The organism is Desulfosporosinus metallidurans, from assembly GCF_001936615.1.
Classification (GTDB): Bacteria; Bacillota; Desulfitobacteriia; order Desulfitobacteriales; family Desulfitobacteriaceae; genus Desulfosporosinus; species Desulfosporosinus metallidurans.
On record NZ_MLBF01000003.1, the window covers coordinates 27505 to 48594 of the forward strand.

Below are 21090 nucleotides of genomic sequence, written 5' to 3' on the forward strand. Positions count from 1 at the left end.
ACACCCGTCGTTTAAAGAAAACTTGGCTAGCGCCAAGCCTTTAGGCGCCAGCGTCAAGTCGAATGCTAACGCCTTCCTGACTGGTACAAGTTAAGATCTCACCATCAGTTTAAGAAGGTTGACTGAATAGGGCGCAGCAATAATTCCCTTTTCTGTAATAATCCCCGTGATGTATTTCGCCGGGGTTACATCGAAGGCTGGGTTATAGACATTGACCTCTTCTGGGGCTATGGCTACCCCAAAGCACTCTCGAATTTCTTTCGCTGGTCGCTCTTCAATTGGGATTTCTTGGCCATTGGCCACTTTGATATCGATAGTCGAGGTTGGAGCTGCTACATAAAACGGTACGCCATGAGCTTGCGCCAAGACCGCTAAAGAGTAAGTCCCAATTTTGTTCGCTGTATCACCATTAGCCGCGATGCGATCTGCTCCAACAATCACGAGGTCAACCTTACCTTGTTGCATTAGATATCCGGCCATATTGTCCGCAATCAGCGTCACAGGAACCTTGTCTCGCAAAAGTTCAAAAACAGTTAAACGTGCCCCTTGTAATAACGGTCGCGTTTCGTCCGCATAAACGTGAATAGTCTTACCCGTCTCATGAGCCTTACGAATAACACTTAGCGCTGTCCCATACTCCACAGTGGCTAACGCTCCTGCATTACAATGGGTCAGAACATTACTCTTCTCCGGGATAATCTCATTCCCATACTCTCCAATTAGGCGATTCATGCGGCGATCATCATCGGCAATACGATCCGCTTCCTCAATTAAAAGGCGCCGCACCTCATCTAAATCATCCACATCCCAGCACTCACGCAGACGGTCCTCCATACGCCGTAGTGCCCAAAACAAGTTGACCGCTGTCGGTCGAGTCTCCGAAAGTCTATCTTGTACCTCTTCCATGAAACTAGGTAACCCTTCTCGATTTCCTTGGTACTCTAAGGCACCTAAAGCAAACCCATATGCAACGGCTGCCCCAATGGCAGGTGCACCACGTACTTCCATTTGTTCAATAGCCTCTGCCACCTCCTTATAGGACAAGGCATCCCGATAAACAATTTCATGTGGAAGTTTAGTCTGATCTAATATTCGCAAAGCATTTCCTAGCCATTCAATCGCTTTCAACGTCCCACCACCTTTCTAAAACTTACCAACTTCTATATTCGCCGATGCACATGCACAATCCTGCCCAAGGGTCCATAACTCAACTGTCTCTTCAATCAATTTAGCTACGTTAACCCCCAGCTTCTCCACACTCTCCATCACTTCGGCATGGGTTAACGGATGAGCTGAAATTCCAGCCGCTTCATTCGTAACCATCCCGATCGTGGCGTAACACATTCCCAGTTCGCGAGCCAGAACAACTTCTGGAACACTCGTCATTCCGACAAGTTCAGCCCCTAAACGTTGAAACATTCGAATCTCTGCAGGAGTTTCAAAACGCGGGCCCTCTGTACAAACATAGCATGCTCCATTCTTAACTGCAAATCCAAGGTGGTCTGACGCTTCTATGATCAACTGGCGGGCAGTGGAGCAATAGGGCTCTGTCATATCTACATGAAGGACACCTTGTTGCCCTCCTTCATAGAAAGTCTGAGGACGGCTCTTCGTAAAATCAAGAAACTGATCTGGTAGCACTAACTCGCCTAAATGAATCTCTGGGGACAAAGAACCGACAGCTGCAGTCGCCAGTACTTTTCGTACTCCAAGTTCGCGCAAGGCCCAAATGTTAGCCCTGTAATTTACGAGGTGGGGCGGGGTAGCGTGATCACGTCCATGTCGGCTCATGAACACCAGTTCGCGCTTATCGAGTTTTCCGATCATGGGTTCAACCGTTCCGTAAGGGGTTTTTACCTTGATGACACGCTGTTCGGATAGCTCAAAGTGTTCAACTCCAGTTCCCCCGATCAGAGCGTAGTGGATCAACGTTCTCCCTCCTCGTCTGCCCGGCCAAAGAGTGCTGCTGCAAAATCCTTGGGAACAAACGGTCGCAAATCATCCATCCCTTCTCCAATTCCGATCCATTTGACTGGAATCCGAGTCTCCCCTTGAATTCCTAACACGACGCCCCCTTTGGCCGTCCCATCCAGTTTGGTTAAGACAATTCCAGTGACTCCTGCCACTTCCTGAAAAAGCTTGGCTTGCTGCAGTGCGTTTTGCCCCGTCGTAGCATCTAACACGAGGAGCACTTCCTGAGGGGCCCCCGGAATTTCCCGTTCAATCACCCGCTTCACTTTGCGCAATTCTTCCATCAGATTCACTTTATTGTGGAGACGACCGGCGGTATCTACGATAACAACGTCAATATTGCGTGACTTTGCTGCTTGTACTGCGTCATAGGCAACCGCTGCAGGGTCTGCACCTTCCTTTTGTTTGATCACCTCTACTCCACAACGCTCTCCCCAAACCTCCAGTTGATCAATAGCTGCTGCCCGAAAGGTATCCCCTGCAGCCAAGATAACCCGTTTGCCCTCATTTTTGAACCGGTTCGCGAGCTTGCCGATCGTTGTTGTTTTACCAACCCCGTTGACCCCAACAATGAGAATAATGCTTGGACCTTGCTCCGCGATGTTCAGCTGTACTTCTTCACCCAATAACTCCGCGATCAGTTCTTGTAGGACCTGAGTTAGCTCACTAGGCTCCGAGAGTTTGCGTTGTTTAACTTCTTTACGCAATCGTTCCACTAATTCAAAGGATGTGGTAACACCGACGTCTGAACGAATTAACACTTCTTCCAATTCTTCGTACAAATCTTCATCAATTTTCTTGCGGCCTGTAAAAACCTGCTCAACCTTTTCTACAAAGTTTTGTCGTGTTTTTGTTAAACCTTCTTTGAGCTTTGCGAAAAATCCTGCCAAGCTATAACATCCTCCCATGTGGTCACTATTTTCCTTTATTATATCATCAAGCTGTATAAGTTGTATCCTGTCGTTCCTCAAGTTGGACAGACAGCAACTTTGAAACCCCACATTCCTCCATGGTAATACCATACAAAACATCGGCCGATTCCATGGTGCCCTTACGGTGAGAGATTACAACAAACTGGGTAGAATCCGCTAAACGGTGAATATATTGGGCAAATCTCTGAACATTAGAATCATCCAGCGAGGCTTCAATCTCATCTAAGATACAAAACGGACTCGGCTTTACGCGCAAGAGAGCAAATAAAATAGCAATCGCCGTTAAAGCTCGTTCTCCTCCAGATAAAAGAGAGAGAAGCTGCGGTTTTTTACCGGGTGGCTGAGCAATAATCTCGACACCCGTTTCCAACAAATGATCTGGATCAACTAAATGAAGTTCTGCATTTCCGCCATGAAAAAGTTCTTTGAACACCTCTTGAAACGCCATATTCACTGCCTTGAAGCTTTCTCCAAATCGTTCACTCATGGTTTCATCCAATTCGGAAATCAATTGACGCAAGGTCCGATTAGCTTCAACCAAATCATCCTGCTGGGCCAACATGAATTCCTGTCTCTTGAGCATTTTGGGATACTCTTCAATAGCCGCTTGGTTGATTGGGCCTAACCCCTCAATCTGACGTTTTAAGTCTTGAACTTTTCGCCCCAGGGCGGTCCTATCCTCCTCAGTTTGATAAAGAGTCGCTTCTTCCCAAGTTAAAGAAAACTCCTCAGTTAAACGGGTTACTCCAGCTTGGCTCTCCGTTTCCCAGCGAACAACCTGTAGTTCATTGGCATGGAGGCGTTGTTCTAGCGCATGGACTCCCTGGCGCATGGTCTGAATCTCCTGTTCCAGTTCAACAACCCGTGCTGATAAACTCTCTCTGTCCTGTCTATGTTGCATTAAAGAATATTGCAAACCTTCTTGGGCTCGTGACTGTTTCTCTATTTGTCGGCTTAGCTCCTCTTGCTCTTCTGCAACCACCTGACGGTTTCTTGCAAAGTTAGCACGATTCTGTTTTTTCTGCTGAAGATTCTCTTCATGTTCTCCAAGTGTCTTGCGTTCCTGTGCTAGTTGTTCCGCACTTTGAGTTAATTCTTGCTCCCACTTGGCTAACCGAATTTTCTCCTGTGTCAATTGCTCACTGAGCACTTCAATTTCTCCAACAGCAGTTTTAGCGTCTTGCTCTCTCTTATTATAAGCCTCCCGCAAATTAACAGCTGTCTTTTCTGAAGTTGCTAAACGTTCAGCGAGGTCTGCCACGCCAAGGGAAAGTTCGTTCTTCCGTGCAATATTCCCCTGATTCCGCCGCTTTAACTCCCCTAAATCCTCCGTGATTCGGTGCATTTGCTTCAGAACACTCTCGTACATCGCCCTCAGGACGACCTGTTGTTCTTTATCTCCACGTTGCTTTAATCCCAAATCATCGATGTTTACCTGAAGTTTACGACAGAGCATCTCTATCTCTACACATTCTGAGTCTTTTTCCACCAAATCTTTTTCTAGTTGGAGCAATGCCGCACGCAAGGTCTCTATCTCACGAGAACGACCGAGCAAATTTCCCCCTCTGCGCTGACTACTCCCTCCACTTAGAGACCCTCCCGGGTTCACTTGATCTCCCTCTAACGTCACAATGCGCTGTCTATACCCAGACGCTCGTGCAATCCGAGTCGCAGCATCCATATCCGCAACAACGACAATGCGCCCAAGGAGAAATTCCATCGCTGGTCGGTATACTGCGTCATAGCTAACAAGGTCAACTGCTATCCCGATGTATCCGCTGTCTCTCTCTATAGCCGGGCTCACCGACATCCTGTACCCCTGAATCATATCTAGGGGCAGAAAGGTAACTCGTCCCAATTGATGGGCCTTTAAATAAGCAATTGCACGTTTAGCGGCTTTTTCATTCTCGGCCACAACATTTTGCAACCCTGCTCCTAGTGCAGTCTCTAAGGCTAGTTCATACTTTTCATTCACCGTAATAAGGTCAGCGACCGTTCCACAGAGGCCCAAGCAATCTGTTTTTCCTTTTTTCTTAGCGAGCATCACTTCGCGAACTCCACGCTGATATCCCTCTAAAGAATCTTCTAAGGACTGCAAAGCATGTAACCGTGCTCTGGATTGATCCGTAAGAGTTTTATGTTTTTGCAGTTCCAGGCCCTTTTCTCGCTGAAGCCCTTTAAGCCTATCCCACTCTGTCTTGAGCCTTAACCCTTCTTTTTCCGTGACTTGGGCTTTCTCATCCATCAGGGATAGTTCTTCTTCTTGGTTTTCACAAGTCGTTGCCAAGGATCGTTGTTCTTTTTCTTTCTCCCCTTGTTCATACTCCACCTGAAGAATTTGTTGTTCCAGAGAAGCAAGAATTTGACGCTTTCCCGTCAATTCATTGGAACATCTAGATTGCTCTGCTAAAGCCTGAAAAAGGTCCGTCTTTATGCGATCAATATCTTCAGCGAGATGGTTCTCCCGCACTTCATCTAGTTTTTGTTCTTGGGTAGTGACTTTGTACTGTAATTCTTCAACCGTATGTTTTAAAACTGTTTGCTTTGTTCCTAAGGTCTTAATCCGTTCCTGCAAACGTTTCAGCTTGTCTTCATCCTCAATGATTTCCTGAGTTAATCGCGCCATTTGCTCATCAAAATACCCGAAGCGCTCAGTACGAATGCTTCGGTCGTGTTTTAAAGCATTGAGAGTTTGCTCAGCCTGAAAGGTCTCCCCCTGCTTCCGTTGAATGTGCTCCTCTAATTTTTGGAGTTCTAGCTTTTCTTTAAGAATTTGACTTTCTTTCAGCCCCAAGATAGCTTGTGCCTCTATTAGACTAGTCTGCAAAGTTTCCGAATCCTTGGCAGCCGTTGATAATTTTTGTTTTACTTCAGAGATGTCGAGCACAACCCACTGGATTTCCAAGCGTTTTTGTTCCGCAGTGAGCACAAGGCTTTGTTCGGCCACTTGGGCTTGGGCAGCCAGAGGAGTCAGTTGTCCCTCAATTTCCCGTACGATATCCTCAAGACGTTGAAGATTCATGATCGTAGCATCCAGACGCTTCAAGGCCTCGCGTTTTCTGAATCGGAACTTGGTAATCCCAGCCGCCTCTTCGATCAGCGATCGGCGTTCTTCCGATTTCAGATTTAAGATTTCCTCAACCCGCCCCTGCCCAATGATCGAAAACCCTTCTTTCCCAGCTCCCGTGTCCATAAATAGTTCCTGAATATCTTTGAGCCGGCAGGGTGCTTTATTAATTAAATATTGTCCGTCACCGTCACGATAGGCCCGCCGTGTAATCGTGACTTCCCGAAAGTCCAACGGAAAGATTCCCGTTGTATTATCAAAAACAAGGGACACTTCTGCCATCCCGACAGGGCGACGTTGTGTGCTTCCAGCAAAAATAACATCTTCCATTTTTGCTCCTCGCAGGCTCTTGGCACTTTGTTCCCCCAGAACCCAGCGAACCGCATCTGCGACATTGCTTTTTCCACTCCCATTTGGGCCCACAATGACGCTTAATCCCTGGCCTAGTTCCAATTTGACACGATCGGCGAACGATTTAAAGCCCTGAATATGAATTCCCTTTAAGAATACCGGGAAATTCTCAGGTTTCGCCATCGTTCTCCCTCCCCCAATGTTCTAGAACCTGCTTAGCTGCATGTTGTTCAGCTTCCTTTTTGGTGCGGCCTATCCCTTTACCCATTAAATTTCCTTGCAAAAAGACACCCGCTGTAAAACATTTATTGTGATCAGGTCCTTCTTCAGCTAAGATCTGATAGTTTACCTCTTTTTCTTCCCGTTGAGCTTTTTCCTGTAACACGGTTTTGTAGTCCCCGTAATTTCCTTCGGCGACTTCATTAATGGACGGTTTGAGTAAATCCAAGATAATCCTTCGGGCCTCTGGGAATCCATATTGCAAGTAAATCGCTCCAATAAGAGCTTCCCAGGCATCCGCCAAGATGGATGGCCGTTCCCGTCCACCTGATACCTGCTCCCCCTTACCCAACAAAAGCTCTTGCCCCAATCCAATTTCATGCGCCTTGTGGGCTAACGTCGTTTCGTTGACGACAGCGGCTCGCATCTTTGTAAGTTCTCCTTCCGGCCGATCCGGATAACTCAAATACAGATACTCTGCAATCACAAAGTCCAAAATTGCATCGCCCAAGAACTCAAGACGTTGATTATTTTCCTTCCCGAACTGAGGATTTTCAAACACGTAGGATGGGTGCGTTAGGGCCGTGATGAACAGACGATTGGGAGGAGTGTCTAGTCCCAATCGTTTTGCCAGATCAAGCCCTAGATCTTGTTTAAGAGAAGTCAGGGCATAGTTTTTCCTCCCTGACTTTCCTTCCATTTTCGCCGAATTCGTAGGCACTTTGCGGGTTTTTTCGACCATTACTCTAGATCTCCTTACCTTTAGACAAATTTCTTCAAGGCGATGGTGGCATTATGTCCACCAAAACCTAAAGAATTAGACATTGACACCGTCACCTCTTGTTTTCGAGCAACATTTGGAACGTAGTCAAGATCACATTCCGGGTCTGGCTCTCCGTAGTTTGTCGTTGGGGGTATCTCTCCTCGTTCAATGGCCAGGGCACAAATAATAGCCTCAATGGCTCCGGCAGCCCCCATTAAGTGCCCTGTCATAGATTTAGTCGAACTGATCGCTAACTTCGACGCATACCCCTCAAACACAGCTTTGATGGCCGCAGTTTCTGTCGCATCATTGGGCCCCGTGCCGGTACCATGCGCATTGATATAGTCAACCTCTTCAACACTCACGCCGGCATCCTTTAAGGCCAGTCGCATCGCCCGAATCGCACCGGCACCGCCAGGGACCGGTGTGGTAATATGATAAGCATCCGAGGAGTTTCCATAGCCCGCCAGTTCAGCATAAATGTGCGCCCCTCGCGCTTTTGCATGTTCGACAGATTCTAAGACCAAAACTCCTGCTCCTTCCCCCATGACAAAGCCACTGCGGCGTTTATCAAAGGGTCGGCACGCTTGCTCAGGATTTTCCTTTTCAGTCGACATCGCCTTCATGGAGCAAAAACCAGCAAAGGCCAAAGGTGTAATTGGCGCCTCGGTTCCTCCGCATAACACGACGTCGGCTTCTCCCCGTTGAATAATCCGTAACGCTTCCCCAATCGCGTTGGTTGCTGATGCACAGGCTGTAACAATCGTCATACTCGATCCCTGTAAGCCAAACTCAATCGATAAATGTCCGGCTGCCATATTGCTAATCAGCATGGGAACAAAAAAAGGGCTAATCCGACTGTTACCTCTCTTCATGAGCACTTCTTTTTGTTCTTCAAACGTTGTGACGCCACCAATTCCGCATCCCATGATGGCTCCTGCCCGTTCCTTGTCCACTTTCTCTAAATCCAACCCGGAATCCTGCAACGCCAACTTGGCGGCTGCAATGGCAAATTGGGAAAAACGATCCATATGGCGACTTTCCTTTTTTTCGACCCATTCCGTCGGCTCGAAGTTTTTCACCTCTGCCGCAACTTTAGTCGACAAATCGATCGTATCGAAGCGGGTCAGCAGTCCGATTCCGGACTTTCCTTCGATCAAATTATTCCAGAATTCATCTAAATTGCTCCCCACGGGAGAGATCACACCCATCCCCGTAATAACTGCGCGATGCTTCAAAACCTATTCCTCCTTCACGCTGAGTAGTTCGTTTCTGATGTCCTGGAAAATCTCGTGCACGGACAAAACTTCATTAATTTTATGCACTTTTGCCCCTGAAAAGATAAGTCCCTCCTGAACATCTCCCTGCTGAGCCTTAACTAATCGGCTCATGATACAAAAATTCCCCTCACAATGTTTAAGACAACCAGCACACTCCGTCGGTTTGACATCCACTTGGTTTTCAAGGGCTTGAGTGAAAGGGCTTCGGATCCCCCGACCTGGTAAGCCAACAGGACTATGAATAATCACAATGTCCTCTTCAGTTGCTTTCAACATTGCGGCTTTCCAATTTGGAGCTGCACTGCTTTCTACGCTCAGACCAAATCGCGTTCCCATTTGCACCCCATCGGCGCCGATTTTCATGACTTCCACGACGTCTTTGCCATCAACAACCCCTCCGGCCCCAATCACAGGAATGCTGACCGCTGCTTTAACTTCCGGAAGGATATCGCGCATGGAACGATCCGTCCCTAAATGCCCACCAGCCTCGATTCCTTCCACGATCACAGCAGCTGCGCCTAGCTTTTCGGATAGTTTAGCCAATTTAGCAGATGAGACGATCGGTACAACCGGAATCCCCTTTTCCTTACCCCAAGTGAACATGTCTCTTGAAAAGCCTGCTCCAGAAACTAAGAGATCAATCTTTTCCTCAAACGCTGCGTGAACCAACTGAGCAAATTCACGGACAGCAAACATTACATTGACCCCGATAATTCCTTTAGTTCGTCGCCGTGCTTCTCGAATTTCGGCTTTCAGTTCCTCCACGGACAAACCACTGCCTGCAATGATTCCGATCCCTCCCTCTTCAGCAACCGCTGCTGCAAGAGGAGCCATGGATATTCTTACGGCCATTCCTCCTTGAATAATAGGAATTTTGGCCACTAAATTAGCAATACGAAGTTCGGGTATTTTCACGATTTTTCCTCCCCGTCAGAGTTCTACCTGAACAAATAAGCATTTATATTTAACTCTCTCCCAGTTACATTTCATTTGTAAAGGAGAAAGAAACCCTCTTAAAAGAAAGCCCCGCATCTGAGTACGGGACCTTTTCTTAGTTACTTGTTATCGTTGATGTAAGTTACTGCGTTTCCAACTGTCCGGATCTTTTCTGCTTCCTCATCCGGAATATCCAAGTCGAATGCCTCTTCAAGAGCCATAATGAGTTCAACGATGTCCAAAGAATCTGCATTTAGCTCTTCAAAGGAGGTCTCCTGGGTAATATCAGCCTCATCTACCCCAAGTTGTTCGACGACGATGGCTTTCACTTTTTCGAAAACTCCCATGTTGTTTCTTCACCTCCTCTCACAGATTCATTAATAACGGGGATTACATTTCCATACCCCCATCGACACACACAGTCTGTCCTGTAATGTAGGAAGCCTCCGGGGACACAAGAAAGCGGACCACTTTGGCAACGTCTTCTGGCTTTCCTATGCGGCCAAGCGGAATACCGCGCAAGATTTCACTTTGGACCCCTTCTGGTAAGGTTTCCGTCATATCCGTGTAAATATACCCTGGAGCGACCACATTAACCCGAACTCCACGAGAGGCGAATTCCTTAGCAACGGACTTTGAGAACCCGATCACCCCGGCTTTTGCTGCAGCGTAATTTGCTTGTCCCGCATTTCCGGAAAGACCCACGACTGAAGAGATATTAACAATAACCCCTGACCGTTGTTTGAGCATTCCTTTGCTCACCGCTTTAGTGCAGAGAAAAACTCCTTTGAGATTCGTGTCCAAGACAGCATCCCAATCTGTTTCTTTCATGCGAAGCAACAACGTATCCCTGGTGATTCCAGCATTGTTGACGAGAATGTTGATCTTTCCATAATGGTCTAAGGTGGTTTGTATTAGGCGCTTGACATCAATTTCTTGGCTCACATCTGCTTGAACGGCCAAACTTTCTCCGCCCGCTTGGCGAATCAATTCCACGGTTTCCTCAGCTTTATCGGACCGACCTGCATAATTGACGACAACTTTCGCACCCGCTGACGCCAGTTCCAGAGCTATGGAGCGCCCAATCCCTCGCCCACTTCCCGTAACAATCGCTACGCAATCATTCAGCACCATTTTAACGACTCTCCTTCAAATATGCAAGTGACTTTTCTAAGGACCCCTTATCCTCGACGCGGAGGAGATTGACACTAGGGGCAATTTTTTTGACGAGACCTGTCAGGACTTTACCTGGACCGCACTCAATAAATGTATCAACACCTGAGTTTATCAAATGTCGGACGGATTGCTCCCAATGGACGGCACCACTAACTTGCTTAACCAACGTACTGACCGTACGTTCCTGAGAAATTACGTCCATGGCATCAATGTTCGCAATAACAGGACAACGCGGGATTTGCCAGGGTACCTGCTCTAAAATCGGGCGTAGTTCTTCTCCCACGTGCTCCATTAGGCTAGAGTGAAATGGCCCGCTTACCAAAAGCGGTATAGCACGTTTTGCTCCCATTCCCTTTACCACCTCTATGGCATAGGCAATGGCCTTCATTTCTCCAGAGATAACCACTTGTCCTGGACAATTATAATTTGCCGGAGCGACCACACCCAGTTCTGATGCACGATGGCAAGCCTCTTCCACTTGATCAGCAGAGAGCCCTAGGATCGCAGCCATTCCCCCCTCACCTCTCGGAACAGCTGCTTGCATGAGTTCTCCGCGTGCTCTCACGACGCGGAGTGCCTCAGCCAAGTTCAAACTTCCAGCAGCTACGTGGGCAGAATACTCGCCGAGACTGTGCCCTGCGACATAATCCGGTTCAATCCCCGCCTCTCGAAGATGCCGGCATGCTGCCACACTGACTAATAAAATCGCCGGTTGCGTGTTAGCCGTCAGTTGAAGTTCTTCATCAGGCCCCTCCTCCAGTAAGGTGATAAACTTACTCCCTAGGATCTCGCGTGCCGTCTCGAGCGCGCTCTCTCCACTTGAAGTCAAGAAGAGTTCTTTTCCCATTCCGACATATTGAGACCCTTGGCCCGGGAAAATAAAGGCAAGTTTGCCCAAGTTTAGGCCCTCCTTTCCCCAAACCGGGCAGTCAGCCGCTCATATTCCCGTTCTGCGCTTTGCATAATATCCTGAATGATATGTGCCGCAGGTTCTATTCGGGTTACCGCACCGGCAATTTGTCCAGCCATGATAGAACCATTCTCCACATCTCCATCCACCATGGCTAGGCGTAATTTTCCGACGCCCAGTTTTTCAAGTTCCTCTGCTGACATTCCTTCTTTTTCATATTGCTCAATATCACGAGTAAAGTGATTATCTAGGCAACGCACGGGATGACCAGTGGAACGACCTGTAATAACAGTAGCACGGTCTTTGGCTTTGACAATTTTTTCCTTGATAAGGCGGGAAATCGTACATTCTTCCGCGCACATAAAGCGAGTCCCCATCTGTACTCCCTCTGCTCCAAGGGCTAAAGCCGCCACTAGACCTCGCCCATCTACGATCCCTCCGGCAGCAATGACTGGTATTTTAACAGCATCCACGACCTGCGGAACAAGTGGGAACGTTCCGATTTCTCCGATATGCCCACCAGACTCCATTCCTTCGGCAATGAGCGCATCAACTCCAGCCTTTTCTAAACGTTTAGCCAACGCAACTGAGGCAACCACCGGAATCACTTTTGTCCCTAGTTCCTTAAGAAGAGGTACGTATTTTCCAGGATTACCTGCCCCCGTCGTAATCACCGGAACACGTTCCTCCAGAATGACTTTCATGACGTCGTCCACAAACGGGGACATCAGCATGACATTAACCCCATACGGCTTTTTCGTAATCGCTTTAACCTTATGAATTTCCTGACGCAACCAGTCCGCAGGGGCATGTCCCGAGCCTATAATGCCTAATCCCCCACTTTCGGAGACCGCGGCAGCCAATTCCCCAGTCGCAACCCAAGCCATGCCTCCTTGAAAAATCGGGTACTCGATCCCAATGAGTTCGCAAATCCTTGTTTTAATCATACGGTTATGCCTACTTTCGTCCATTTCAAAACACAAGCTCCCCATGTTAGACCTGTACCAAATCCCACCATAACTACAATGTCTCCTTCTGCAATGCGTCCCGCTTTGACAGCCTCATCTAAGGCCACTGGAATGGACGCTGCTGACATATTTCCATACTTGTCTAAATTAACGACCACCTTATCTGGAGAAATCCCCAAGCGCTTAACCGCTGCATCTACAATTCTGATATTTGCTTGATGGGGGACAAGAAGATCCACATCCTTTTTACTTAAACCCGCTTTCTCAATGACCTTAAGCGAAGCATCCCCCATAATTCGCACTGCGAATTTAAAGACTTCTTTACCCTCCATCTGAATGGTGTGGAGGTTCTTTTCGACTGTTTCAAAACTTGCCGGACATTGGGACCCCCCAGCCGGTTGAGAAAGCAACATACCACCTGAACCGTCTGAACCCAATTCAAAACTCAAAAAGCCAGATCCCTCTTCCACTGGTTGCAAAACTGCCGCCCCAGCACCATCACCAAAAAGGATACACGTGGAACGATCTTCCCAGTTAAGCACTTTGCTTAGGGTTTCCCCCCCAATAACGAGCACTGTTTTGTACATTCCTGAAGCAATAAACTGACTTGCGGTCGCAACACCATAAATAAATCCTGTGCATCCCGCTTCAAGGTCAAAGGCCGCTGCATTTTTTGCTCCTAATCGGTCGGCAACGAGACAGGCTGTCGCAGGAAAGGCATAGTCTGGCGTTATCGTCGCTACAACAACGAGGTCAACCTCTTCAGGAGCAATTTGAGCATCTTCTAAAGCCCGCAACCCCGCTTGGTAACATAGTTCCGAGACGGGCATCTCTTTCGGGGCGATATGACGTTCCCTGATCCCTGTACGCGATCGGATCCATTCATCATTGGTGTCCACAATCTTTTCTATATCGGCATTCGTTAAAATGTTTTCAGGAACATATGACCCTAGCCCCGCAATTCCCACACTTCGCACACTTCGCATAGTCATCTGTCCTCTTTTCTCTTTGTTAAACAACAGACTCACTTAGGGAGATCTTCCCGTATCTGCTCAATTAATTGGATTTTCATACATTCTTGGGCCACCCGGATCGCATTAAGAATCGCCTTGGCATTCGAACTGCCATGACAGATAATGCTGATCCCATTGACACCAAGCAAAGGGGCCCCGCCGTACTCGGCATAATCCATCATCTGGGCGATTTCTTTTAAACCTGGTTTCACAGCCAGCGCGCCTAGCTTACGAACCATATTTGAAGTAATTTTTTCCTTAATCTGCTGAAACAATACTCCCGCTAGGCCTTCTGCCGTTTTAAGCAATATATTTCCGACGAAACCTTCGCAAACGACCACATCAGCACGCCCATAGGGTACATCTCGCCCTTCAACATTCCCAATAAAATTAAGTGGGGCTCCCTTTAGTAACCCATAAGCTTTCTGGGTCAAGTCATTTCCTTTTCCCTCTTCGCTTCCTACATTGAGAAGACCAATGCGCGGATTTGGAATCCTTAGGATCTTTTCGGCATAGATGTTGCCCATAAGGGCATATTGACTAAGTTGCTCAGGCGTCGCGTCCATATTAGCACCTACATCGAGAATAAGTTTCCCGCCCTCTGGGGTCGGAAGAACTGTGGCAATGGCTGGTCGTTCAATTCCCTTAATACGGCCCAAGCCCAAAAGCGCAGAAGCCATTTGTGCTCCGGTGCTTCCCGCGCTCACAACGGCATCCGCCTCACCCAGTTTCACCAAGCGGGTTGCAACGACAATCGAGGAATCCTTCTTCTTACGTACAGCATTAGCCGGATGTTCGTCCATAGCAATGACTTCAGTCGCTTCATAGAGGGATATGTTCTTTGGTTTCGCGCCTGTAAAAAACGGTAAAATCCGCTCTTTTTGGCCCACTAGAATAAGCTGAACATCGGGATTTTTTTCTGCAGCTATCAACGTCCCCTTGATTATCTCCTCTGGGGCATGATCGCCACCCATGGCGTCCACTGCAATTCTCATGTACCTCATCTCCGTTCCCATTCCTCACAAGAGCTCTTCCCTAGCAAAAAGAATCCAAAGTCCCTGGAACACTTCCTCCAAATCAACGTTTACTGATACTTGAACCCAATATTTATTGCGAGTTCGCTTGATTACTCTTCCTTCAGCAACGGCAACCTCACCTAACTGAACAGGCCGGATGAATTTCATATCGACACTCCCCGTTAAGGCCATAGGAGCATCCACTAAGGCAATGGCGAGGGAATTGGCCTGGGCAAAGAGATAATGTCCACGGGCAACTCTGGCCTTGGCTAAAACCATACTCTCCTCAATCCTCAACTCGGAACGAGCTCTCTCTCCAATGACAAGTTCTCGCAACTCTCCGATCAATTCTTGGTCATCTAACGACTTTAACGCGAAGTACGCATCTTGGGCTACTGCCCTGGTTCTCTCCCGCAATTCCGGTATCCCCAGTTCTCCCCGATCTAAACGTATGGTCGAGACACTCACCTTGAACCGCTCTGCTAGTTCCTCATCGGTAAAGAACGGATGCTCTGAAAGTGCTTCCTCCAATACTTTGCGGCGTTCTTCTTTAGTATAACGGGCCATCACTATCACCATTTCTTACCCTGAATTTATTAACTCTTTGTCCGATGATAAAAACGACACTTTGTGGAGCTCGAACATCGACCCACTCGCATAACGCATCGCGCTTTATGACCTGGTCACAATTATAAACCATCATGCTAAGCTTTTCAAGAAATAACCCTGTCGAAAGCAGAGGGAATACCAGATTTTGGTCTAAAAAGTGGTTAACAACTTTAATGTTTCTTAATGGAATAGGATCTAAAACGCAAAAACAAAGAACTCTTTAAAAAAGAGTTCTTTGTTTTTGCGCGCTAAACCTTATGATTCCATTGCAATAACGACTTTGGAATTATAATACCCACAACTAGGGCATATATAATGCGGCATTTTCGGTTTATGGCATTGGGGGCATTCGATGTGGTTCGGTGCAGTAAGTTTCCACATAGCCCGACGTTTACGCACTCTTGTTTTTGATTGGCGATGTTGCGGAACACCCATAATTACACCCCCTTTAGGTTCACTAAACTTAATCAGTCATGAGAGACTGCCATTTGGCCAGTGCTGATAACCGAGGGTCAATGTCGTCCTCCCCACAATGACAAGGGGTCAGATTTCGATTCGCACCACAGGTCGGACATAGCCCCTGACACTCTGCTGAACAAATAAACTTCATCGGTAAAGCTAACACAATTTGTTCAAAAATTCGTTCGTTGATCTCGACCTCATCTTTGTCCAAAAGGAGTGCTGTCTCCAATTGATCCTCTGTCGCCAGAGCTCGGAAAACCCATTCATCTTGGTAGGCGAGACTTAATGGATATACGAACCCCTCTAAACAGCGTCCACACACCACTTTAAGCTCTGTATCAATGGTTCCATTCACCAGCATTGCTTTACTTGTGTTGTTTACCTGAAGTTGAACGTGTACCGGTGCTTGAAATGAGATGTCCTCTGTTGCCAAATCGAAGGGAGAAAAATCTTCTACAAGATCAAAATGTACACTTCTACCTTCACTATAACGAACCTGGGCTACATTCACTTTCATATTAACCACCCCAATACACTTACATTATTATAGTTGGGACATTTTTCTTTGTCAAGGGAAACTCATTTACATCGTTAATTCAAGCGTATCTAAAGCAATCATAAGTTCTTCATTTGTCGGAATAACAAGAACTCGGCAACGTGCATTCGCCTTGGAAACATCCACTTCTTCACCCCGGACCTTGTTTTTCTCTAAATCAAGATCTATGCCAAGGAAATCCAGGTTTTTGCAAATATCTGCCCGCATGTTCGAAGCGTTCTCTCCAACTCCCGCTGTAAATATTATGGCATCAAGCCCATTCAATACAGCAGCATAAGAGCCAATGAACTGCTTAACGTCATGCGCGAAAATATCCAAGGCCAATTGGGCCCGGAAATTCCCTTGTTTCGCAGCCACTTCAATGTCTCTAAAGTCGCTGCTTACCCCAGAAACCCCTAAAGCGCCACATTTATTATTTAAAAAGTCATTAGCTTGGTCGCAACTCAAGTTTTCCCTACACATGATATACGTGACGATTGCTGGGTCTAAGGTTCCTGAGCGAGTTCCCATCATTAATCCATCCAACGGGGTAAAGCCCATCGAAGTTTCTATCGATTTTCCCCCACGAATGGCAGAAATTGAAGCTCCATTCCCTAAGTGACAGCTAATGAGCTTTAATTCTTGTAACGGTTTTTTGAGAAGGACCGCAGCACGCTGACTGACATATTTATGGGATGTACCATGAAAACCATATTTCCGAATTCCATATTTTTTATAATATTCATAAGGTAAGCCATAGATATAGCTGGCAGGCTTCATCGTTTGATGGAAAGCCGTATCGAAGACTGCCACTTGCGGAGTACCCGGCATCATTTTCTGGCATGCTTTAATTCCAGCAATATTGGGAGGATTGTGCAGTGGAGCTAGTTCAATACAATCCTTTAGTGCTTTCATAACTTCGTCATCAATGACGACAGATTTCGAGAATTTCTCTCCGCCATGGACGACGCGATGCCCTATGGCATAGATCTCACTCAAATCTTGAAGAGCACCATATTCAGGAGACACTAATTCTTTCAGCACAAGTTCAATGGCAGCGACATGATTCGGTATTTCAGTCTTAATGACCTCCTTTTTCCCGGAGGTAATACTATGCGTAAGGACAGCACCCGGAAGGCCAATACGTTCTACTAACCCTTTGGCGATTGGATTCTTTGTGTCCATATCGATCACCTGATATTTTAGTGAAGAACTCCCACAGTTGATAACAAGAATTTTCATTTCCTCTACCCCTTTTAATTTTTCCACCTGATCCCATGATTCTTTCTAAATGAAGTAATAACGATAGTCTTCCCAAGAACAATAAATTTTACCTTTTTCGAGGTACCATTTATTGTCACGAAGATATTATGCATCTTCCGTGAGTGTAGCACAAAATTTCGTTTTTTCAACCCCTCACGCCATTATTCTCTTAATTTCAGAAGATTTCGCAAACGCGATGCTCCGTCCAAGACGGATCCCTTCTTCGGCACGATCAAACTGGAAACTTCCAATATGGCCAATGTCTGGCTGAATTAGTAGGTCAGCACCATGGCAATGTGCACGGAACACTTCGTCTTCGAGAATTTCTATAGACTGAAGTAAGATGTCCATGGCACTGGAAAGTTTAGTCATCAATCCTTTCTTGACATCAACCGCCAATACCTTCTCCGCTCCCATATTCCGAGCAATATGTACTGGTAAGCGATTCTTAACGGCACCGTCGACCAAGAGACGACCTTGGTAACGATAAGGCTTAAAAAATCCCGGGATAGAAATACTGGCGCGAACAGCCTGTGCTACACTTCCCTCGCTAAACACAACAAGTTCCCCTGATTCAATATCTGTAGCTACGATTGCTAACGGGATTTTTAAATTTTCAAACGACATGTCTCTGGTTAGCAAGCGGAGGACCTCAAGAATTTTGTCCCCTTTAACTAGACCTTCTTTGGAGACGGCAGGGTCTAGAAGTTTTTTGGCAAACCCCGGATAAGTCAGCAGTCGTTCAATGCGATATAGATCCAATCCTGCGCACCACAAAGCGCCAAAGATTGCTCCTGCACTGCATCCAACGACAATATCCATTCCTATTTTCTCTTCTTCCAGTACTTGTAGGACACCAAGATGGGCGAACCCCCGCGCCCCTCCGGCACCCAAAACAAGACCTTTTTTTGGACTCATTACACGTCTCCTCCTCACCCCAACTTCTAGGGCCTGGCATTCCATCATATAAATTATGAACAAAGGTCTAGGAAGGTGATAGTCCCATGTCCAACGTTGCCCGTGTCGTTGCCTTAAGTCTCCTCGCCCTCGGCATGTTTGCCTATCCCCAAGAAGTTCTTAGCTCCGCTGGTGGAGGATTGACGTTATGGTGGAATTTTGTCCTCCCTGCTTTGCTCCCCTTCTTTATTATTTCTGAGCTTCTCATGGCGGCTGGCTTCGTTCATTTTCTCGGTGTTCTTCTAGAATCATTTATGCGTCCGGTCTTTCGCCTTCCCGGCAAAGCGGCTTTTGTTGTGGCCATGGGTTATACTTCAGGCTTTCCTATGGGGGCAGTGCTAACCGCGCGACTTCGTCAAGCTGGAGAAATCACACGCGAAGAAGGAGAACGTCTCTTAGCCTTTACAAATAACCCCAGCCCCGGTTTTATGATTGGAGCCGTCGCCTCTGGAATGTTAGGTAAGCCTTCGCTTGGAGTTTTATTGGCCGGCTCAGTTTATCTCGCCAATTTGATGGTTGGCTTCCTCTTTCGCTTTTACCGTGTTTCCCCTAAATCCCCTCTTCCGACAAATTTACCCTCATTAAAACGAGCTTGGCAAGAGCTGAGAGACGCTCAAAACAGAGATAAGCGTGCTTTCGGTCAAGTCCTTGGCGATGCCATCAAACAAAGCACCAATACCGTCCTAATGGTCGCGGGCTTCATGGCCTTTTTTTCCGTTGTCCTCCGACTTTTAAACATCTGGCACGTTACATTATTTTTAGCATTCCTAAGCCACAGTGTTATCCGAATCGTTCAGATTCCTGTTTTTCAAGCCTTTTTTAACGGTCTCTTTGAAATGACTTTAGGTTGTCAGGAGTCAATCCGCGCCCTTTCTTTACTCCATCAGCAAGTGGCACTTCTAGCCTTACTAATGGGTTGGGGAGGACTTTCCGTGTTTGCACAAGTCGCCGGATTAATTAGCGGAACCGATTTGCGCTTCTACCCTTTTGTGATTGCAAGGGTACTACATGCTATCCTTGCGTTAGGTTTAAGCCAGCTCTTCCTCTTAGTTGCCAAGGTACCTACATCCGTCGTTACAATTCAAACCCCAAGCACGTCGTTTATAGTGTGGAATACTTGGCACTTAAGCTCCCTAGTATTTATGGGGATCATTGCCATACTCTTCGTCCTTACCTTGATCCAACAACCTACAAGATAGTGTTATGAGCTATTCCGAGATTAAGGCCATTATCAATGTCATTATATAGATTATGGTTTATATCCTATATACCTTTAAAATGGCAGTTAAATTGTTTCCAATTCAACTGCCATTATCCTCGAATACTAGATGATTTTCGCTCTTGAACCGAATTCGTTAAGCTTTCTCACCCTTATCTTTTTCAGACTTTCCTATGTTGTCCCGATCTTCTTTGGCTAGCCCCTTTAATTCCTCGCGATTTTTACGCAAGGATTGAAGCGTTTCGTACAAACTCTGTTCGACATGCTGCAGCATTTCATCAGCGTATTGAACAGCTCCAATCTTTACATCTCGTGCATAGGATTGCGCCTGCCTAACGATATCCTCTCCATAGCTCTGGGCCTGTTTAACCACTTCATTCTCTACTGCCATCTTATCAACGTACGATTTCCCTTGTTCCATCAGTTTCTGAGCTTCAGTTTGCGCTTCATTCAAGATTCGTTCCCGCTCTTTTAAAACCCATTTGGCATTGGTTAACTCCTCTGGCAAGGCTGCCCGCACACGATCCAGCAATTCAAAGATCACAGTGTCATCTACTAAAACCTTCCCTGTCATCGGGATCTTAGGGCCATGATCTACAATCTCTTCCATTTCGTTAAGCAAACTTAAGATATCGCTTTCCACTTAAATCCTCTCCCTCGTCATACGTCCGTTTTCTGTAGATACCACACTTTGGTGTCCCCATATTCGCTTGTTTTACGTATTTCATATGGATAAATATCTTCATTTAGCGTTTCATCCTTAGCCGTTTCAGCAATAATAACGCCCGTTGGTGTCAAAAAGGAGTATTCTTTTAGGCTCAAGATAATCTTTAAGACAAGTTCCTGACGATAAGGGGGATCGAGAAAAATAAGGTCAAATACTTCATGAGGATGTCTGTTTAGATACTTAAATGCGTCCATTAATAGAAGTTTGGCCTTATGGGTAACCCCAACTCGTTCGAGATTTTCCCGAATAACTTGATGCGCTGCCAGACTCTTCTCTACCATCACTGCTTCGCGACAACCGCGGGAAAGTGCCTCAATCGCCAGATTTCCGGTTCCAGCAAAAAGGTCTAGCACACGAGCATCCAAGACCTTATTTCCTAAAACATTAAAGATTGCGCCCTTTACTTTATCCGAGGTCGGACGTGTTTGCATTCCTTCTACCGCCTTTAGTTGGCGGCCACGCATTTCCCCTGCAATAATCCTCATAAATCCTCCATGTTATATTATAGCAGAGCTTATTAAGCATTTCAGCCATAATTATTAGATAATAGGACTGCTTATCATTATACCACAGCAAATAAATATATTTCCCTAAATTTCCTGCATATCATTTTAGTTTTTGCCAATACTATATTTGGTATTCGATGCCAATGAACACGAAACATCGAATGTCCTTCCCCCATCCAGCTCTTCCTTTCGTTTCCTCTCTATTCACTG

The 21090-nt window shown here is 46.6% G+C and carries 21 protein-coding genes; 1 reads left to right on the plus strand and 20 read right to left on the minus strand.

Annotated features, from left to right (window positions below):
• Positions 1 to 90: 90 nt before the first annotated feature.
• The 18 genes from mtnA to DSOL_RS02930 form a co-directional block, all read right to left on the minus strand.
• A complete protein-coding gene (gene mtnA / locus DSOL_RS02845; protein WP_075363384.1) occupies positions 91 to 1128 on the minus strand; it encodes an S-methyl-5-thioribose-1-phosphate isomerase in 1038 nt (345 codons plus the stop codon).
• A 15-nt stretch (positions 1129 to 1143) separates the two neighbouring features.
• Positions 1144 to 1914, minus strand: coding sequence for an S-methyl-5'-thioadenosine phosphorylase (gene mtnP, locus DSOL_RS02850; RefSeq protein ID WP_075363592.1), 771 nt, complete (start codon positions 1912 to 1914; stop codon positions 1144 to 1146).
• An 11-nt stretch (positions 1915 to 1925) separates the two neighbouring features.
• Positions 1926 to 2861, minus strand: a complete 936-nt coding sequence (ftsY, locus tag DSOL_RS02855; protein ID WP_075363385.1) for a signal recognition particle-docking protein FtsY — start codon at positions 2859 to 2861, stop codon at positions 1926 to 1928.
• Between the two features lie 46 nt (positions 2862 to 2907).
• The gene (gene smc, locus DSOL_RS02860) at positions 2908 to 6504 is read right to left on the minus strand and encodes a chromosome segregation protein SMC (protein ID WP_075363386.1); all 3597 of its coding nucleotides are present in this window, start codon (positions 6502 to 6504) and stop codon (positions 2908 to 2910) included.
• A complete protein-coding gene (gene rnc, locus DSOL_RS02865; protein ID WP_075363593.1) occupies positions 6491 to 7240 on the minus strand; it encodes a ribonuclease III in 750 nt (249 codons plus the stop codon). Before rnc ends, smc begins: the two co-directional genes overlap by 14 nt.
• A gap of 62 nt (positions 7241 to 7302) precedes the next feature.
• The gene (gene fabF, locus DSOL_RS02870; RefSeq protein ID WP_075363387.1) at positions 7303 to 8541 is read right to left on the minus strand and encodes a beta-ketoacyl-ACP synthase II; all 1239 of its coding nucleotides are present in this window, start codon (positions 8539 to 8541) and stop codon (positions 7303 to 7305) included.
• Between the two features lie 3 nt (positions 8542 to 8544).
• Positions 8545 to 9498: an NAD(P)H-dependent flavin oxidoreductase gene (locus DSOL_RS02875; protein ID WP_075363388.1), complete on the minus strand. Its 954-nt coding sequence runs from the start codon at positions 9496 to 9498 to the stop codon at positions 8545 to 8547.
• A 140-nt stretch (positions 9499 to 9638) separates the two neighbouring features.
• Positions 9639 to 9866, minus strand: a complete 228-nt coding sequence (gene acpP, locus DSOL_RS02880; protein ID WP_075363389.1) for an acyl carrier protein — start codon at positions 9864 to 9866, stop codon at positions 9639 to 9641.
• Between the two features lie 43 nt (positions 9867 to 9909).
• Positions 9910 to 10653: a 3-oxoacyl-[acyl-carrier-protein] reductase gene (gene fabG / locus DSOL_RS02885; protein ID WP_075363390.1), complete on the minus strand. Its 744-nt coding sequence runs from the start codon at positions 10651 to 10653 to the stop codon at positions 9910 to 9912.
• A 1-nt stretch (position 10654) separates the two neighbouring features.
• On the minus strand, positions 10655 to 11593 hold the full coding sequence (fabD, locus tag DSOL_RS02890) for an ACP S-malonyltransferase (RefSeq protein ID WP_075363391.1): 939 nt from the start codon (positions 11591 to 11593) through the stop codon (positions 10655 to 10657).
• A 2-nt stretch (positions 11594 to 11595) separates the two neighbouring features.
• Positions 11596 to 12552: an enoyl-[acyl-carrier-protein] reductase FabK gene (gene fabK / locus DSOL_RS02895; RefSeq protein ID WP_075363392.1), complete on the minus strand. Its 957-nt coding sequence runs from the start codon at positions 12550 to 12552 to the stop codon at positions 11596 to 11598.
• Positions 12549 to 13550, minus strand: coding sequence for a beta-ketoacyl-ACP synthase III (locus tag DSOL_RS02900; RefSeq protein ID WP_075363594.1), 1002 nt, complete (start codon positions 13548 to 13550; stop codon positions 12549 to 12551). The genes fabK and DSOL_RS02900 overlap by 4 nt, the downstream gene beginning before the upstream one ends.
• A 47-nt stretch (positions 13551 to 13597) precedes the next feature.
• The gene (gene plsX, locus DSOL_RS02905; protein ID WP_075363393.1) at positions 13598 to 14581 is read right to left on the minus strand and encodes a phosphate acyltransferase PlsX; all 984 of its coding nucleotides are present in this window, start codon (positions 14579 to 14581) and stop codon (positions 13598 to 13600) included.
• 24 nt (positions 14582 to 14605) lie between these two features.
• Positions 14606 to 15169, minus strand: a complete 564-nt coding sequence (gene fapR / locus DSOL_RS02910) for a transcription factor FapR (RefSeq protein WP_075363394.1) — start codon at positions 15167 to 15169, stop codon at positions 14606 to 14608.
• Positions 15170 to 15466: 297 nt separating this feature from the next.
• On the minus strand, positions 15467 to 15646 hold the full coding sequence (rpmF, locus tag DSOL_RS02915) for a 50S ribosomal protein L32 (RefSeq protein ID WP_075363395.1): 180 nt from the start codon (positions 15644 to 15646) through the stop codon (positions 15467 to 15469).
• 28 nt (positions 15647 to 15674) lie between these two features.
• Positions 15675 to 16190: a YceD family protein gene (locus DSOL_RS02920; RefSeq protein ID WP_075363396.1), complete on the minus strand. Its 516-nt coding sequence runs from the start codon at positions 16188 to 16190 to the stop codon at positions 15675 to 15677.
• Between the two features lie 66 nt (positions 16191 to 16256).
• Positions 16257 to 17450 carry an acetate/propionate family kinase gene (locus DSOL_RS02925; RefSeq protein ID WP_075363397.1) on the minus strand — a complete coding sequence of 398 codons (1194 nt, stop codon included), beginning with the start codon at positions 17448 to 17450 and terminating at the stop codon, positions 16257 to 16259.
• Positions 17451 to 17624: 174 nt separating this feature from the next.
• Positions 17625 to 18389, minus strand: coding sequence for a patatin-like phospholipase family protein (locus tag DSOL_RS02930; RefSeq protein WP_075363398.1), 765 nt, complete (start codon positions 18387 to 18389; stop codon positions 17625 to 17627).
• A gap of 86 nt (positions 18390 to 18475) precedes the next feature.
• Here DSOL_RS02930 and ylbJ point away from each other — a divergent pair, with 86 nt between their 5' ends.
• Entirely contained in the window at positions 18476 to 19627 is a 1152-nt protein-coding gene (gene ylbJ / locus DSOL_RS02935) for a sporulation integral membrane protein YlbJ (RefSeq protein WP_075363399.1), read from the plus strand.
• Positions 19628 to 19783: 156 nt separating this feature from the next.
• On the opposite strand, the gene DSOL_RS02940 is transcribed toward ylbJ, so the two are convergent.
• On the minus strand, positions 19784 to 20290 hold the full coding sequence (locus DSOL_RS02940; protein WP_075363400.1) for an ATPase: 507 nt from the start codon (positions 20288 to 20290) through the stop codon (positions 19784 to 19786).
• Positions 20291 to 20307: 17 nt separating this feature from the next.
• The gene (gene rsmD / locus DSOL_RS02945) at positions 20308 to 20859 is read right to left on the minus strand and encodes a 16S rRNA (guanine(966)-N(2))-methyltransferase RsmD (protein WP_075363401.1); all 552 of its coding nucleotides are present in this window, start codon (positions 20857 to 20859) and stop codon (positions 20308 to 20310) included.
• Positions 20860 to 21090 lie beyond the last annotated feature (231 nt).